General features: G+C 34.1%; 16 protein-coding genes and 1 tRNA gene. 12 read left to right on the top strand and 5 right to left on the bottom strand.

Annotated features, from left to right (window positions below):
* The first annotated feature begins 65 nt into the window (after positions 1 to 65).
* The 11 genes from LI_RS02470 to LI_RS02520 all read left to right on the top strand — a co-directional run bounded on the left by LI_RS02470 (position 66) and on the right by LI_RS02520 (position 9,338).
* Positions 66 to 1,718: a CTP synthase gene (locus LI_RS02470; RefSeq protein WP_011526535.1), complete on the top strand. Its 1,653-nt coding sequence runs from the start codon at positions 66 to 68 to the stop codon at positions 1,716 to 1,718.
* Positions 1,719 to 1,748: 30 nt separating this feature from the next.
* The gene (kdsA, locus tag LI_RS02475; protein WP_011526536.1) at positions 1,749 to 2,555 is read left to right on the top strand and encodes a 3-deoxy-8-phosphooctulonate synthase; all 807 of its coding nucleotides are present in this window, start codon (positions 1,749 to 1,751) and stop codon (positions 2,553 to 2,555) included.
* Entirely contained in the window at positions 2,552 to 3,163 is a 612-nt protein-coding gene (locus LI_RS02480; protein WP_011526537.1) for a KdsC family phosphatase, read from the top strand. Before kdsA ends, LI_RS02480 begins: the two co-directional genes overlap by 4 nt.
* Positions 3,160 to 3,783, top strand: a complete 624-nt coding sequence (gene lptC, locus LI_RS02485; protein ID WP_015353736.1) for an LPS export ABC transporter periplasmic protein LptC — start codon at positions 3,160 to 3,162, stop codon at positions 3,781 to 3,783. The genes LI_RS02480 and lptC overlap by 4 nt, the downstream gene beginning before the upstream one ends.
* 99 nt (positions 3,784 to 3,882) lie before the next feature.
* A complete protein-coding gene (locus LI_RS02490) occupies positions 3,883 to 4,452 on the top strand; it encodes an LptA/OstA family protein (protein WP_011526539.1) in 570 nt (189 codons plus the stop codon).
* Positions 4,452 to 5,174, top strand: coding sequence for an LPS export ABC transporter ATP-binding protein (gene lptB, locus LI_RS02495; protein WP_011526540.1), 723 nt, complete (start codon positions 4,452 to 4,454; stop codon positions 5,172 to 5,174). Before LI_RS02490 ends, lptB begins: the two co-directional genes overlap by 1 nt.
* A gap of 145 nt (positions 5,175 to 5,319) precedes the next feature.
* Positions 5,320 to 6,741 carry an RNA polymerase factor sigma-54 gene (rpoN, locus tag LI_RS02500; RefSeq protein ID WP_011526541.1) on the top strand — a complete coding sequence of 474 codons (1,422 nt, stop codon included), beginning with the start codon at positions 5,320 to 5,322 and terminating at the stop codon, positions 6,739 to 6,741.
* A 34-nt stretch (positions 6,742 to 6,775) separates the two neighbouring features.
* Positions 6,776 to 7,312, top strand: a complete 537-nt coding sequence (gene hpf, locus LI_RS02505) for a ribosome hibernation-promoting factor, HPF/YfiA family (RefSeq protein WP_011526542.1) — start codon at positions 6,776 to 6,778, stop codon at positions 7,310 to 7,312.
* A gap of 34 nt (positions 7,313 to 7,346) precedes the next feature.
* Entirely contained in the window at positions 7,347 to 8,312 is a 966-nt protein-coding gene (gene rapZ, locus LI_RS02510) for an RNase adapter RapZ (protein WP_011526543.1), read from the top strand.
* Positions 8,313 to 8,391: 79 nt separating this feature from the next.
* Positions 8,392 to 8,477, top strand: a tRNA-Leu gene (locus tag LI_RS02515).
* 309 nt (positions 8,478 to 8,786) lie between these two features.
* Positions 8,787 to 9,338 carry a YbhB/YbcL family Raf kinase inhibitor-like protein gene (locus LI_RS02520; protein ID WP_011526544.1) on the top strand — a complete coding sequence of 184 codons (552 nt, stop codon included), beginning with the start codon at positions 8,787 to 8,789 and terminating at the stop codon, positions 9,336 to 9,338.
* Between the two features lie 218 nt (positions 9,339 to 9,556).
* On the opposite strand, the gene LI_RS02525 is transcribed toward LI_RS02520, so the two are convergent.
* The 4 genes from LI_RS02525 to LI_RS02540 all read right to left on the bottom strand — a co-directional run bounded on the left by LI_RS02525 (position 9,557) and on the right by LI_RS02540 (position 15,355).
* The gene (locus LI_RS02525) at positions 9,557 to 11,053 is read right to left on the bottom strand and encodes an outer membrane homotrimeric porin (RefSeq protein ID WP_011526545.1); all 1,497 of its coding nucleotides are present in this window, start codon (positions 11,051 to 11,053) and stop codon (positions 9,557 to 9,559) included.
* 156 nt (positions 11,054 to 11,209) lie between these two features.
* On the bottom strand, positions 11,210 to 12,607 hold the full coding sequence (gene gltX / locus LI_RS02530) for a glutamate--tRNA ligase (RefSeq protein ID WP_011526546.1): 1,398 nt from the start codon (positions 12,605 to 12,607) through the stop codon (positions 11,210 to 11,212).
* A gap of 103 nt (positions 12,608 to 12,710) precedes the next feature.
* Positions 12,711 to 14,018, bottom strand: coding sequence for a small ribosomal subunit Rsm22 family protein (locus LI_RS02535; protein ID WP_015353737.1), 1,308 nt, complete (start codon positions 14,016 to 14,018; stop codon positions 12,711 to 12,713).
* Positions 14,015 to 15,355, bottom strand: coding sequence for a phosphoglycerate kinase (locus tag LI_RS02540; RefSeq protein WP_011526548.1), 1,341 nt, complete (start codon positions 15,353 to 15,355; stop codon positions 14,015 to 14,017). Before LI_RS02540 ends, LI_RS02535 begins: the two co-directional genes overlap by 4 nt.
* Before the next feature lie 403 nt (positions 15,356 to 15,758).
* On the opposite strand from LI_RS02540, the gene LI_RS02545 reads away from it, so the two are divergent.
* On the top strand, positions 15,759 to 16,643 hold the full coding sequence (locus tag LI_RS02545) for a hypothetical protein (protein WP_011526549.1): 885 nt from the start codon (positions 15,759 to 15,761) through the stop codon (positions 16,641 to 16,643).
* Between the two features lie 29 nt (positions 16,644 to 16,672).
* Here LI_RS02545 and galE read toward each other — a convergent pair whose 3' ends face one another.
* The gene (gene galE, locus LI_RS02550) at positions 16,673 to 17,665 is read right to left on the bottom strand and encodes a UDP-glucose 4-epimerase GalE (RefSeq protein ID WP_011526550.1); all 993 of its coding nucleotides are present in this window, start codon (positions 17,663 to 17,665) and stop codon (positions 16,673 to 16,675) included.
* Between the last annotated feature and the right edge of the window lie 51 nt (positions 17,666 to 17,716).

Genomic DNA, 17,716 nt, shown 5'->3' on the forward strand with positions numbered 1-17,716 from the left:
TTTGTTTCCCTTGATCTTATAATGTATAATATGCATTATCTTGTTTTATTAAAAGGACAAAATACATGAAGACAAAATTTATCTTCATTACAGGAGGAGTACTATCCTCACTTGGTAAAGGTCTTTCAGCTGCTTCTATAGGAGCACTACTGACCTCTCGAGGTATGACAGTCACTATTCAAAAACTAGATCCTTATATCAACATAGATCCTGGTACAATGAACCCATACCAGCATGGTGAAGTTTATGTCACTGATGACGGTGCTGAAGCAGATCTTGATCTTGGACATTATGAACGGTTTCTTGGTACCTCGCTTTCACAAAAGAATAACTCCACTTCAGGAGCCATTTATTACAAAGTTATTAGTAAAGAACGTCGTGGTGACTATCTTGGTGCCACAGTACAGGTTATCCCACATATTACAGATGAAATTAAGTCAACAATATTAAGCCTTGCAAAAAGTTCCATAGACAATAATACTCCGGATATTGCTATCATTGAAATTGGAGGCACTATTGGGGATATTGAAGGACTTCCATTCCTTGAAGCTATCCGACAATTACAAACTGATCTTGGTAGGCAAAACTGTCTTTATATCCACCTTACATTAGTACCCTACCTTGGGACAGCTGGTGAACATAAAACAAAACCAACACAACATAGTGTGAAAGAGCTTCGTTCTATTGGAATTCAGCCAAATATCATTCTTTGTCGTTGTGAAAAGCCTATCCCTGATGATATCAAAGCAAAAATCTCTTTATTTTGTGACGTAGAAAAAGATGCTGTTTTTTCTGCTGCTGATATAAATAATATTTATGAGTTACCACTCAAGTTTTATACAGAAGGACTTGATCAAAAAATTACAAGTTTTCTTAACTTACCTACTAAACAAGCCAACCTTAAACCATGGGAACAACTTGTTAACACAATTAATAACCCTAAAGGAAAAGTAACAATCACAATCGTAGGTAAGTATGTAGGACTTACAGAAGCATATAAAAGCCTGCATGAAGCTCTTTGTCATGGAGGAATAGCAAATGAGATTACAGTAGACTTACAATATGTTAACTCTGAAATTATCACAGAAGATAATGTTAATGAAATTTTTAAAGGTGTTGATGGCATTCTTGTTCCAGGTGGATTTGGTTCTCGTGGTATCGAAGGCAAAATTGAATCTATTCGCTATGCACGCCAAAAAAATATTCCTTTCTTTGGCATATGTCTTGGCATGCAATGTGCTGTCATTGAGTTTGCCCGTAATGTTGCAGGAATAGAAAAAGCAAACTCAGAAGAGTTTAATCCTGTAGCAGCTGATAAAGTTATTTATCTTATGAAAGAATGGTACGATTTCCGCAACAATGCCATAGAATATCGTGACTCACTATGTGACAAAGGAGGAACTATGCGTCTTGGTTCTTACCCTTGTACTCTTATAAAAAATACTAAAGCTTTTAAAGCATATCAAACAGACTCTATAGAAGAACGTCATCGTCATCGATATGAATTTAATAATATATATAGAGACCAGTTTGCTGAAAAAGGAATGATATTTAGTGGAACTTCTCCTGATAATACACTTGTAGAAATTATTGAACTTCTCAATCATCCTTGGTTTATTGGATGTCAATTTCATCCTGAGTTCAAGTCATACCCTATGAAACCACATCCACTATTTAAAGACTTTATCCATGCTGCTTGCAACCATAATAAACAATAACACTGTAATATATATATATATTCACTGCTTATGACTACAGATGATCTTTATCACTCCCTGGTTTCAAAACATTTTATTTTTGCTGGACCATGTGTACTAGAATCTAAGGAACTTGCGTGCAACTCAGCTACTATTATTGCCGAACAAGCTTGTAATACAGGACTCCTTGCTGTCTTTAAAAGCTCTTGGGATAAAGCAAATAGAACTTCTAACTCATCTTTTAGAGGTCCAACGTTTAAAGAGGGTATGGAATGGTTATATAGCGTCAAAAAAGAGACAGGATTACCTATTGTTACAGATATACATCTCCCAGAGCAAGCAGCTCTTGTCGCAGAAGTTGCTGATATTATACAAATCCCTGCATTCCTTTGTAGACAGACAGACTTATTAAAAGAAGCAGCATATACTGATTGCATTATTAATGTGAAAAAAGGCCAATTTCTTGCTCCATGGGATATGAAAGCTGTCCGTGATAAAATTTTTGCAACAGGTAACAAAAAATTACTCTTTACTGAACGTGGTACAACTTTTGGTTATAATAATCTTGTCGTAGACTTTAGATCTATTCCTATTATGAAGGAACTTGGAGTACCTGTTATCTTCGACGCAACACATTCAGTCCAACTTCCTGGAGGAAAAGGTGAATCTTCTGATGGCCAAAGACAATACGTGTCAACGCTTGCTTATGCTGCTGCAGCAACAGGTGTTAATGGAATTTTTCTTGAATGCCATCCAAATCCTGACAAAGCCTTATGTGATGGTCCCAACAGTTGGCCACTAAATCAACTGGGGACATTGCTTGCTCAGTTATCAGCTATATGGAGTGTTGTAAAATGAGCTTTAATAATAATAATAATAATAATAAAATAGCAAATAAAACTTTAGAACATCAGTATACTCATACATCTTTTCAAGAACAACTATTAAAAGAACGTGCACATAGTATACGTCTCCTTATCCTTGATGTGGATGGTGTCATGACAGATGGTAGTCTTTACTATGAGGATACAGGATTATGTATGAAACGATTCAATGTACTAGATGGGATAGGTATTCGACTAGCCAAAGAGGCAGGATTATCAATTGCTATTGTTTCTGGAATGGATGTTCCATGTGTAGAGCGTCGCTTAAAGGATCTTGGTATTTCTGACTATCACCCTGGGATTAATAATAAACATGCACACATTGATAAGCTGCGTACTCAAAAAAATCTTCAATGGAGTGAAATTGCATATGTTGGAGATGATTGGGTAGACTTAGCTCCCATGACTTCTGTAGGCTTACCTATTGCTGTGGATAATGCTGTACCTGAAGTAAAAGAATTAGCACTTTATATTACTAAACGTAAAGGTGGAGATGGAGCTATACGAGAAGTTATTGACTTATTGCTCATATATCAAAATAAAAAAGAAGCTCTTCTTCATACATGGATGAATCTTAAATGAAAAAATTTTTTATTTGGACTATAATACTTATACTCATTTTTTCTTTTGCATATTGGTTATATACTCAAAAAGTCATGGATTCTTTATTCACTACAGAAAAAAAACAGGCTGGAAATGAGTTGTTAAATATCAATGATAGTGACCCAACATCAGTAGATCACTCTCTTTCTCTTGAAAACTCCTTAGGTTTAGCATTAAAAGGTGTAAATCTTTCCCAAGGAGAAAATGGAATTGAGCTTTGGCGTCTTAAGGCTTCTTGGGCTCGTCTCTCAAAAGATAGAGAATCTATACAAGTAGATAGTCCTATTGTTCAATATCTACTTGGCGATGGTTTGAATAATGATGCTATCACAGTACGTGCAGATAAAGGGAAAATAGTAGAAAATCAGAATACTATTATACTTTGGGAAAATCTTCTTATTGCACAAGATAATAAAAGCATAACAGGTCCCTATATGGTATATGATACAAAAAAACGACATATATATTTTCCTAATGGAGCTCAATTTACAAGTCCACAAGCTACAAGTGCAGCAGGAAAAGTTACTTGGGATCTTAAATCAAATATTATTAGTGGTAAAAATGGGATCAAAGTTACTATCCATGCAAAAAATATATAATAAGTTATAACGCTACATAATAAATAGATTATATGGTTAAAGGTGACTATATTGTATTTAATATTATATCTAGTATGTAAAAGCTGGAGTAAAAAAGTAATGAAGCTATATTTTGTCTCACAAGTTTTATTACTTATAGGACTAATATACACCTATAATCAACCTACATTATATGCACAACCTATAAAAAAAGGTTCGCTTGGTACTGTTGAAACAAAAATTTTTTCTGATGAATTAACTTATGACTTAGAAAAACAACAAATTACCTTTAACAAAAATGTTCATGTACAACGTCCAGACTTTCAACTCACAACAGATACATTAACTATTTATTTAGCACCACAAAAAAAATCTCAAAAAAATGAAGATCTATCTACAAACCCTATTTCAAGTAAAATATCTGCTGGCGAGTTAAAACATATTGTAGCAAAAAGAAATGTCTGTATTAAAGGGGATAAATATACAGGTACTGCAGGAAAAGTCACCTATACAGAAAAAACAGGTATCCTTCTTTTAGAGGATTCGCCAGTTCTTACTGATGGAGAAAATACTATTACAGGCGATAGTATCCGTTATTATATATATGAGAATCGAAGTGAAGTTATTAGAGGAAAAAACAAACGTGTTGAAGCTACATTTATGCAATATTCAAATGAAAAGGTAAAATAATGGCAACACTTAAAGGTGTTGAGCTACAAAAATGGTATGGAAACCGTGAAGTTGTTTGTGGTGTCTCACCAGTTATCCATCAAAACGAGATAGTAGGTCTTCTTGGCCCAAATGGTGCTGGTAAAACAACTTCATTTTATATGCTCACCGGAATCATTAAACCATCAAGTGGAAAAATTTTCTTTGAAAATCAGGACATCAGTTCATGGCCATTATATCAACGTGCACGTGTTGGTATTTCATATCTCCCACAAGAAAGTTCTGTTTTTCGTCACTTAACTGTTAGGCAAAATTTACAAATTATATTAGAATATACAACATATTCTAAAAGTAAACAAAAACAGAAAGCTGATGCTCTTCTTGAAGATTTTGGTCTTACTTATCTTGAAAACTCTTATGCTGTACATCTTTCTGGTGGTGAAAGACGTAGGCTTGAAATAGCTAGAGCACTTATCCGACAACCAAAATTTATTTTACTTGATGAACCATTTGCAGGAATTGATCCTTTAGCTATTCATGATATACAAAGTATTATTCAGCTCCTTCGTGAAAAGAATATTGGTATTCTTATATCTGATCATAATGTACGAGAAACACTAAATATTTGTGATCGAGCTTATCTTATGGTGAAAGGCCAAGTTATTCTTACAGGAACACCTGACGATATTATTAATAGTAAAAAAGCTAGAAGTATGTACTTAGGAGAAAGTTTCTGTTTATAATTAAGGCTAGTTGTAATTTCTATTTGTGATCTAGCAAAGGTTTTACATCTTTACTGTTGCAACATCATATACAGTACGATATGGTGTATATAAAGCTATCCTCACTACTTGTATATAAAAAGGCAATAGTAACCAGGATGATGAAATGGGACTAGAACTCAAGCAACAGCTTAAACTTAGTCAACAGCTTGTAATGACTCCCCAGTTGCAGCAGGCGATCCGTCTATTGCAACTATCACGGGTTGAATTAGCTGAAACAATTCAAAAAGAATTGTTAGAAAATCCATTTCTGGAAGAATCGCAGGAAGAAATAGCTTCTGAACGTCAAGAAACACGGACAGAACATGATCCTTCTGAAGCCTACGATCAGGATGTATCCAACACTGCAGACTGGGAAGATTATCTTGGTGAATTTGCAAGCACACCAAAACAACTTCAATCTCGTGAATACGAACTTTCTGAAGAGATGTCTTCTCTTGAAGCAAGATATGCCTCTCGCCCAACACTTGAAAGTCACCTTATGTGGCAACTTCGCCTTTCAACGCTTACTGATGAACAAAAAAATTTAGGTGAAGCTATTATAGGAAACCTATCTTCATCAGGCTACCTTCAGGCTTCACTTGAAGAAATAGCAAATAGCGAGCACACAGATATAGAAAAACTTAAACCTGTTCTCCATGCAATACAAAGATTTGATCCTGTGGGGGTAGCAGCTCAATCTCCTCAAGAATGCCTACTTATACAAATAGAAGTCTTAGGCTATGATAGAGATCCTATCTTGGTAGAACTTATACAAAACCATCTTGATGATCTTGAAGCACACCGATATAAACCTCTTCTACGTAAACTCCACATTACTATGGAGGAACTTAAAGAATATATTGATATAATTCAAACACTTGATCCTCTACCTGGAGCAAGTTATGGAGAGGGAGATCCTACTTATGTGAGCCCTGATGCATTTGTCTATCAAGTTGATAATGAGTTCATTATATTACTTAATGATGAAGGATTACCTAATCTTCATCTAAACCAAGCTTATGAACATATTTTAGAAGAATCAAGTGACAAAGATAAAGAGTATTTTTCAGAAAAAATTCGTTCAGCTGCATGGCTAATCAAAAGCTTGCACCAACGACAAAGAACACTATATAAAGTAGTAGAAAGTATTGTAAAATATCAACAAACCTTTTTTAAAGAAGGTATCACAAAGCTTCGTCCTCTTATATTAAAAGATATTGCTGATGATATTGGTATGCATGAATCTACAGTTAGCCGAATAACTACTAATAAATACATTGCAACACCATTTGGAATTTTTGAATTAAAATTTTTCTTTAATAGTGCACTTGGTGTTGATGATGGTAGTCAAGTTGGCTCTGAAAGTGTAAAAGCTATTATAAAAAAATGTATCAATGAAGAAGATCCTAAAAATCCTCTTTCTGATGAACGAATTGGTGAAATCTTGAAAGAACAATTAAAAGTTAATATTGCTAGACGAACAGTTGCAAAGTATCGTATGTCTATGGATATTCCATCTTCATCACGTAGAAAAGTACATTTCTAACTATTCATTATAAATAAAATAAAAAAGGATTATTATGAATATTGTATTTACTTTCAAAAACTTTGAACCATCTGATCATTTGCGTAAATATGCACGACGTCGCCTTGAAAAACTTACTCGTTTTGTAGGAAAAAAAGTATCTCTTGAAATACAACTTCTTATGGATGTCGATAAATTTCGACAAAAAGTAGAAGTACAAGTAGTAGGAGAAGGACTTAACATATCAGCAGCAGAAACAACTGAAGATATGTATGGCTCTATTGATCTAGCCATTGATAAAATTGAATCTCAAATAAAAAAATATACTGCACGCTATAGGGAACAAAGACGCAGTGGTCGCAATAAAAATATTGATATTTTCCCATTTGAATTAATTGATGAAGATGGTGTACGGACAATTACAGGACGAGAACATTTTTCTCCAAAACCTATGGACCTTGATGAAGCAGCTATGCAACTAGAAACTTCAGGATTTGAATTCCTTGTGTTTCTAAATGCAGAAACTGATCGTGTTAATGTCATTTATCATCGAAAAAATGGTGACTTTGGTTTAATTGATCCTGTTATTTAATTTATTGTTAACCATTTTTACTTTCATTTACCCAATGACTTTAAAAAAAATAATACCTAACCTACAAAAGACACAAAATAATAATAATAATAGTATTTCTTCTCCATTATTACCTCATACAGTTCAAGAATATTTTCCAGTAATTATTATTGTAGGTATGTCTGGTGCAGGTAAAAGTACTGCTTTACATGTATTTGAAGATCTCCAGCTTGTCACAGCAGATGGTATTCCACCGTCACTAGTTACAAGTATGATTCATACAGTTCAAAGTTCTTCACTAGAACACGTTCAAGGGTTAGCTTTAGGTATTAATCAACATAGAATACATACAATGCAAGAGCTTGAACATACTTTTCAAGAAATGCGTAGCCAACATATTTACTTTACGCTTCTCTACCTTGAAGCAGATATGCCCACTCTTATAAAAAGATATGCAGCTACACGAAGGCCTCACCCATTAGAACAATACCATATTGGTCTTGAACATGCCCTTGAAGAAGAAGCTAAACGTCTTATCCCTATAAGACAAACAGCAGATATTGTACTTGATACTACAACATATTCTATTCATGACTTACGAAGGTTTCTACAAAAATCTTGGAACCCTTATCCAGAAAAAATACGATCTATTAAAATTAACATTATTTCTTTTGGATTTAAGTATGGTGTACCTAACGAAGCGGATTTACTATTCGACCTAAGATTCCTACCAAACCCATACTTTGTAGAAGAGTTACGTCCCTTATCTGGAATGGACAAAAAAGTTGCAACTTATGTTCTTAATTCTGCTTCAGGAATAAAATTTAAAAAACATCTTATTAGATTTCTTTCATTCCTTCTTCCTCTCTATGATGCAGAAGGTCGTTATCGTATTACTATTGCTCTTGGTTGCACAGGTGGTAAACATCGTTCTGTTGCTATTTCAGAACTATTATTACATGAACTTACTAAAAAAAACTATACTGTTTCTATAGAGCATCGTCATATGGAACTAGGATAACTGCTATTATAGTAAAACAATCAGTATAACATAAGAAAACTCTTGCCAAGCGTGTAAATTACGCATATATACATCATACGCCGAGGTGGTGGAATTGGTAGACACGCTATCTTGAGGGGGTAGTGGGCACTCCCTGTGCGGGTTCGAGTCCCGCCCTCGGCACCACCCTTACCCTAGGAAGTTTGTTGTTATAACTAACCTAGCTTTTTAGTAGTGACTTCCTTACTCTTTTTTCTATTTAAAACCTACCTGTTAACGTATATTCTTTTTTACTATCTACATTCAAATACATTTAGCTACATCTCTAGCTATAAAAACGCTATAATAACTAACGTTAACTTATTAAAACGCATATAATAATTATAATGTTAGTGTAATAGAATATCAAAGACAGTAAAGCAATAGTTAAGATAAATAAAAAGTTATAAGTATTATTATTCAATAACCAACATTATTATATTAATTGGAGTAATTATGAAAAAACTGATTCTAACTTTTGCTTTATTATTAGTAACAAATATAACTACTTTTGCTTCTGAGCCTTTTACTCTATCAAGCCCACAAATGAAAAATGGAACTATTGCAACTAATCAAGTTTATAATAGTTTTGGATGCAAAGGAAAAAATATTTCTCCAAGTCTAGAGTGGAAAAATCCTCCTGAAGGAACTAAAAGCTTTGCTATAACTATGTTTGATATAGATGCACCAACAGGTAGTGGATGGTGGCATTGGATAGTTTATAACATTCCTACATCCACTTCCTCATTAGTACTAGGAGCAGGAAATGATCCTAAAAAACTTCCCAAAGGTGCAGTTCAATCAATAAATGACTTTGGTTTTATTGGATTTGGAGGACCTTGTCCTCCAGTTGGTGCAAAACTTCATCACTATATTTTTACTATCTATGCTCTCAATGTAGAGACAATGGATTTACCAGCAACAACTATGCCTGCAGCTATTGGATTCAATATTCATATGCATATGATTGACAAAGCTACTTTTACTGCTACTTATTCTCGTAAGTAATAATAAAAAACATAACTGATGCACCATTATCGAATACTAGATTATAGAAAACTTCAGAACAATATACTTTTCTTTGTATTTACTTTAATAACTATATAATAAAATTTTCTCTTAACAACCTATGTACGAAAAAATTAATTTCTTCAACGAAATATAAAAAGAAAACTATCCTTGATAATTCAAGGATAGTTTTCTACTAGAATCTTTTTTAATTTTAATTAGAATTGATACTTCATATTTAAACCAGCACGATAGGCATTCTTATCAACTTCTCTTTGAAGGTTCCATAGTTTTTTATCAAGTTCAAGACGAATATATGACAGTTCAAGAGCTACACTTAAGTCTTTATAGATTTTATATTCAGTATCAAAATCTACTTCCCAAGCATAATCTTTCTTTGTTAAGTAAAGCATATTATCACCACCACGTGTGTCATAAATGGTAGTAACGTATGATAAACCTAAGTGTTCAGGAACGTCTTTATTATTTGTACCCTGAATTCTAGCTCCACGGATAACATGAGTTAGATTTTCTAAGAAAGAAATATCTTTCAACTGAACTACAACACCCCATGAGCCAGCAATAGTATTTCCAAAAACAGAATCTTTGCCTATACCATAGGCTCCACTATATCCAAAACTTGTTGCTGACCAGTTTCCAACTAATGTTGGTATTCTTTTAGAGGCGCCACGTGAATCAACTTTATCTCCTGAGGCATACCAACCTATAACCCCTGGAGTTACATATTCAAATTTATATTCTGCTAATAATGCTGCATACCAACCTTGACGTTTTAAATCAATCTTATCTAGTAAGAAGTCACCAATAACAACATTTCTAAGACTTCCTAAGTCTGCTCGTCCATAAGCACCATCAACAGCTATATGCAAAGGACTTGAGCCAGCAAGTTCAGCTGATAAACCAACCCACCATGCATTACCACGCTTTTTATTTGGAAAAACATCTCCAAATGGATTACCAGCTCCCCAGCTATATCCAAATCCTGCTGGCATTGCTGGTAAAAGACCTGCTCTTACATCTTCAATATCTCCATAGCTTTCCCCTAATAAGCTCTTCTTACCTGCAAAAGCAAACATACCCCATGGAGCAATTTTTATATCAGATATTGTTACAGGAATAGTTAATCCAACTACATCTAATGTTGTACCTTTAAAGTTAGGTAGCTTTGATATTCCATAATTACTATCATAGTTTTTATGCAATGCACGCATCCAGAAAGCTGTAGCACCTAAATAATCATTAAATACAGCAGAAACAGTAACACCTGCTCCATCAGCATCTAATATTGTAGAACCTGCAACAAATCCTGGAAGGACATAAGGTTGTAAACCCATACGGACTTGCACATCTGTGTAAGGAATAACCCAATCAACATAGGAATAACGGAGCTTTATAACATTTTTACCATCTGTTCCAATAGAAGCACCATCAACACCACGTCCCCAGATAGTCTTACCTAATTCAAAGAATACAACACCCTTAAGACTCTCTGATGCAACAATGTCTATTTGAGTACGTAAACGTTGTTTAGGCGAAAAACGTTGATCTCCATCGCCCTTCATAAAACTAGATTGTTGCCACTCAAAATTGAAGTCCCACACACCCTTTGCCTTAAAATCAATAGCTTCTGCTGAAAGCGATGCTGTAAGCAATGTTCCAACAAAAAGGAATGCACTAATAAGCACTTTTTTCATAAAAGTCTTCCTTTCTCTAGTTTAAAAATTGATACCATACTTATTTAGGATAAATGCTAGATCATTAGCCTAAAACTGAAATAGACCTATCAGTAAATTCTAGTTCAGTCAACTTTTTTGTACTTTTTATCATTAAAAATGTGGAGTTATTATATATTATAACTGAAAGCGTAACTTATCTAATCTAGCTAGGACTTCTTTTTTCCCAATTACTACAATAAGTTCTTGTAGGCTTGGTCCTCCTAAAACACCAGATACAGCTAAACGAAGAATTGGACCAATCTCTTTAAACTTCAGATTGTTACTTGTGATATACTCATGGATAAGCTGTTCAATATATAATGGTTCAAAGTTTATTTCAGCTTCTAATAAATTACGTAATCTATCTAAATGCTCTTTACTTTCATTAGTGACAATTTTTTTTATATCATCTTCTTTATATGTAAGATCTGAAGCACTAATAAGCACAGGTTTCATAAGATAAACTAATTCCTTAAGAGTATCAGCTCGTTCTACATACAATGGTAACACTGCTTCAATCCGTTCTTTTGTTATATGAGTAAAACCTTCTTTTCTAACAAAAGGTAACATAAGGTTTGCAATCTGGGAGACTGGTAATCTCCTTAGATAATGAGCATTAAGCCAAAGTAACTTCTCTATATTAAAAGCAGCAGGAGCGCTATGAAGATTTGTTCCATCAAAAAAACTTATCAACTCCTGAAGAGTAAAAATTTCTTGATCACCATACGACCAACCAAGCCGGACAAGGTAATTGAGCATAGCTTCTGGTAAAAAGCCATCTTCTTGGTATTCAATAACTGCACGTGCACCATGACGTTTAGAAAGCTTCTGACGGTCTGAACCAAGAATCATAGGAATATGACCAAATATAGGTATTTCCCAACCTAGCGCATTATAAATTAAGATCTGTTTTGGTGTATTTGAAACATGATCATCTCCACGAATAATATGTGTCACTTGCATATCATGATCATCTACAACTACAGCTAATTGATATGTTGGTGTTCCATCAGAACGTTGTAAGACCATATCGTCAAGCTCTGTATTTTGGACTGTAACTTGTCCTTTAACAAGATCATTAAAGGTAACTTGACCTGCAGAAGGAACTTTTAGACGCACCACACCAGAAGGATTAGCAGATAACTTTTTCTCTCTACAACAACCATTATATCGAGGCTTCTCACCTTTTTGACGGGCTTCCTCTCTCATCTTTTCTATTTGTTCAATAGAACAATGACACCAATATGCATGACCAGTCTGCAAGAGTATATCTATGACCTCATGGTAACGCTCATTCCGTTTTGATTGATAAACAATTTCTCCATCCCAATTCAAACCAAGCCATGACATGGATTCTAGAATAGTATCTGTATATTCTTGCTTAGATCTTTCAAGGTCTGTATCTTCTATCCTTAAATGAAATATCCCATCAAAATGCCTAGCTAACAACCAAGAAAACAAAGCCGTGCGTGCCCCACCAATATGTAATTGTCCTGTAGGACTTGGGGCAAAACGTGTAACGACTTTCTTCATTATAATCCTCCATACTACAAGTAATAACATTACCCATTTAATAAAATGATTATTTCTATCTTTATGTTCTATGTTATAAAGAATGTTATCATTCTCTAATTTATTATTCTTTCTCTAAAGTAGATACCCATTCAACTTTTAATGCACCTGAACGTATATCTCTCTGGTTTCCTGGTAAAGGCTTACATAATACTCTTGCACCTGATGGAATACCACGTGTATAAGACATAAGAGCTAAACCTTTTTTTGTACAAACATATTGAGCTGTTCCCATACCTAAAACAGGAAATCCTCCAGAAAGGACCCTCCCAGTTAAAAAAGAAGTAGTATTATCTAATAGTTTCAAAGTATTCTTTCTATACCTTAATAACTGAAAAGAAAAACTTACTTTAACTTTTGATAAATTAGCTGCTTGACTAAGGTTTAATAACCATTGTGGTGCATCTACATCAAACAAGACATGACACCAAAGATTATTTGTACTATTAAATAAAGGACAAAAAGCTGTATGTGTGCAAGGAGCAATAGAAATAAATGTATCTTGTATAGCAACTTCTCTTAATGTAGACATAAGCTTTCCACCCAAACGTGTTCCAGGCTCTACAAACAATGCTGCTCCATCAGAGTGTAAAACATTATTTATGAGCATTACCATTTGTTCCATACGGCTTCTAATAAGATGATTTGTTTTTCCCTTTAATTCATTAAGCATATTTCCAGACATAATAAGGTGCAAAGGGGAACTAATAGATTTTAGTACTTGGGTATAATTACCACGTATCAATGTAACATCCCACACAAAAGATTCTTTTAGTTGTGCAGCTATTTGTTTAAAAAGTTTCAACCCTATATTCATAGGTTGAATTGCAGTATCCACACAAATAAGCTTTATTTTGCAATTACGCCAGGTTGGTTTGGAAAGCCACAAGGCCACAGGTAACGTTAAAGGACCACTACCTAAGTCCATAATAACGACTTCAGATTTAGGTTCAGGTAATGCAAGATTTGATATTAGAGACGTAAGACGTATAAGATTCCACGGGAAAAAATACCATAAATAAGCTGAACAAAAACGTGCATTGCTCCAATATGATTTATATAAACCTTTTCTTTCAGAGGTTAATAAACAAGAAAGGTTATGAATATCATCAGGTAATGCTATTCTCTGTGAGTGAGAAAGATGAAGAGTCTTATCCAAAATGTAAGGTAAAATCTCTAGTAATTGTTTTGTAAAAGGTGTTAAATCTGAAATAATTGGTTGAAATAACGGCTGTTGCTGTTTATTCCTCACCTTATCTAACTTACAAATTTTTCCTCCCCTACTGTAATTAAGTCTTGCTTTACTAATATTCATCCTTTTTTGATTAGTACCTTTTAATACCTGCTTAGCAAATAGTAATTCATTTTTCACGATGAAGCAGATGCCTCAAGTGCAGCTACAGCTGGTAAAATTTTGCCTTCTAACATTTCAAGAAAAGCTCCTCCTGCTGTTGAAACATAATCAACCTTATCTAAATATCCATATTTCTCAAGTGCAGCAATACTATCTCCTCCACCAACAACTGTATATGCTTTTGTTTCTGCAACTGCATGGGCTATAATTTTTGTTCCTAAACCAAACTGATCAATTTCAAAAACACCTACTGGACCATTCCATACCACAGTTCCTGCATTCATTATGTATTCAGCAATCCTCTGAGCTGTTTCAGGACCTATATCAAAAATTTTCTCATCAGGCTTAATATCATCAACTTTACGTATTATTGCAGTTGCTTTCTCACTAAGTTCAGTTGCTACAACTACGTCACTAGGCAATGGAATAGATGATATTCCCCTAGAATCTTCTTTCCGCGTTGTTTCACCTAAAGAATCAAATGGTGACATATGCTGAGAAACCTGCTCTATCACTTTAGCTCCTAAAGTTTCAAAAGGGAAACCTTGTTTATAAGCATTTGCCATCAACTTACCCCCCAAATGATCAAAAGGTGATACATGTCGATGTGTTTCTCTCATAATTTTTGCTGCTGTTGAAACCAATTCTGGTTCATATAAAGATAAACCAATTTCAAAACCAGCAGCTTTTAAAAATGTATTAGCGATACCCCCACCAACAATCAATCGATCCACCTTTCGAGAAAGATTTTCAATAAGTTGAAGCTTTGTTGAAACTTTGGAACCTCCAATAATTGCTACTAAAGGATGATTTGGACGATGAAGAATATGTCTAATAGCTTTTAACTCAGCAGCCATCAATGGACCAACACATGCATGTTTGGCAAAACGGATTGCACCTTCTGTAGATGCTTGTGCACGATGCGCCGTAGCAAATGCATCCATAATATAAATTTCTCCAAGTGCAGCTAATTTACGTGCTAACTCTTCTGAATTTTTCTTTTCACCTACAAGAAAACGTACATTCTCACACAATACACACTTTCCTGGAGATACTGTTACTCCATTTAAGTAATCTGTAATCAAGGGAACATCCATACCTAACAATTCAGAAAGCCTTGCTGCAACAGGTGCAAGAGAAGCTTCTTTTGTAGGCTTACCTTCTTCTGGTCGGCCAAGATGTGAAAGAATCACAACACCAGCGCCTCTTTCCAATGCAAACTTAATAGAGGGTAAAGCTGCACGAATACGCTTATCACTGGTAATAACACCATCTTTTAATGGTACATTCAGATCTTCTCTTAATACAATTTGTTTTCCTTGTAAGTTAAGTTCAGACATGGAGCACATATGCATATTGTCTTCTCCTTTATTAGAAAAACTTATAAAAACAGTTGGCTTTTACTGTTCCCTAACTGAATGTTTTACCTAATCTAATTTTATATTACATAATATTAGGTTGTAGCAATAACTTCTAAAAAATAGACTACCACTTACTTAAGGAACTGATAGATTCTTATTACTACTTCTTAATTTGTAAAAAATAAAATATAGTAGAATCTTTTTATTTAATATTTTATAAAAATTGATGTACAACACCCAAATAATATATAAAAAATGTAAAAAGGGCGGTATTAGAATAAATAATAGTATGATATTCAAGAATTTTTTGTACTAACCTTTTTACTTCATGCATACTTTAATATAACCTCTATTTTTTATTAGTCATGTAATTTAATGTCCCCCTTTGGAGACTATAATGGATTTACATATTATTACTGAACCTCTCATTGATCTTTACGACAGAGTTGCTTTTTTTTGGCAATCACCAAAAACACAAAAAATATCTTCTATTATTATTTTAGTCATCTTTCTCTGTGCACTAGCTAGTATAGAACTTAATCGAGAAGGATACCTTCCTAAAAATCTATCAATTATAGTACCAACAAATCATTTTAGAGCTATTAGCTTAGCGTTCACATGTATATTATGTATTGAACTTATTGCTTTGGTCCTTAGTATTTCACAATCTCTTTCAATCTCTGTAGGAAAACAGCTTGAAATTATGGCACTGATTTTATTACGCAATGCATTTAAAGAGTTAGCATATTTATCAGAACCTATTAATATGAATGATAGTGCATATCACCTATATACAATTTGTCTTGCAGCTATCACATCTCTTGGAATTTTTATATGCCTTGGATTTTATCAACATATGCCAAAACTTACAAAATATATTTATAATCCTAGAGAACGGTTAGGTTATATTAATGCAAAAAAAATAGTTGCCCTTTTTCTCTTATGTCTTCTCACAGTTATAGCAATTCGTGACACATATCAACATCTTATTACAGGAAAAGATGTAGCTTTTTTTGAAACAGTCTATACTGTTTTAATCTTTGCAGATATCCTTATTGTACTTGTTGCACAAAGGTTTATGCCAACATTTAGTGCCATTTTTTTACACTCTTCCTCTGTTGTAGCAACATTAATTATGAGGCTTTCTCTGTCTGCAAACTCACCATGGAATGCAATAGGAGCTATGTTCTCAGGACTATATATTCTTGCTGTTACCTGGGCTATAACATACTTTATGAAAAAACCATTCTCTATAAGAAAAAACAAACATATAGTAGACTAAGGAATAACTACCACCAACTTTTATACTATCTACCTATTGTTATAAAAAGTGGTGTTACAAAAGTTGGAGTGCCAATTCCATGCACTTGCAATAATTTGATCAATATTTGAATATTGTGGCCTCCATCCAAGTAAGGAGGCTGCTTTTTGATTACTTGAGATTAAACATGGAGGATCACCTTCTCTACGCTGGCCCAGTCTATATGGAACTGACCTACCTGTAATCCTTTCAACACTATCAATAATCTGCCTTACTGAAAAACCACTTCCAGTACCAAGATTTATGGCCTCTGAGGTTTCACCTTTAGCTAAATAATTTAAAGCCAACACGTGTGCACGTGCAAGATCACAAACATGAATGTAATCTCGGACACATGTACCATCTTCAGTTGGGTAGTTATCCCCAAAAATAGTTAATGGAGTATTACTTGTAATAGTTTTTAATATTAAAGGAATTAAATGTGTTTCAGGTTCATGCCACTCTCCTGTTTCCCCATCTAGATCACAACCTGCGGCATTAAAGTATCGTAGTGAAACCCAAGAAAGACCGTATGCTGCTTCAAAAGACTTCAGCATAGATTCCATAACAAGCTTACTTACTCCATAAGTAGTTACAGGGAGCTTTGGCATATCTTCATGAATAGGCATTTGTTCTGGTTGCCCATAAACTGCACATGTTCCAGAAACAACAATATACTTAACTTTACTATTGTATATTGTTTCTAGAAGATTCAGTGTACCTGTAACATTATTACGAAAATAATACCCAGGATTGCTCACAGACTCACTAACAATAGATTTTGCCGCAAAATGGATCACGCCATCTGGTTTATGCTTATGAAAAACAGACTGTAATCTAGAAAGATCTAAAATATCTCCATATTCAAACTCACCCCACTGAACAAGGGACTTATGACCTGTAGACAAATTATCATATACAATAGGATTATATCCCTGACGTGCTAATTCTTTACATGTATGACTTCCAATATAGCCAGCTCCACCAGTAACAATTACCTTCATATATTCCTAATGTTTATATAGCTAAGGCTAACTAATGTTAAATATTCATAT

This window comes from Lawsonia intracellularis PHE/MN1-00 (assembly GCF_000055945.1).
Lineage (GTDB): Bacteria > Desulfobacterota > Desulfovibrionia > Desulfovibrionales > Desulfovibrionaceae > Bilophila > Bilophila intracellularis.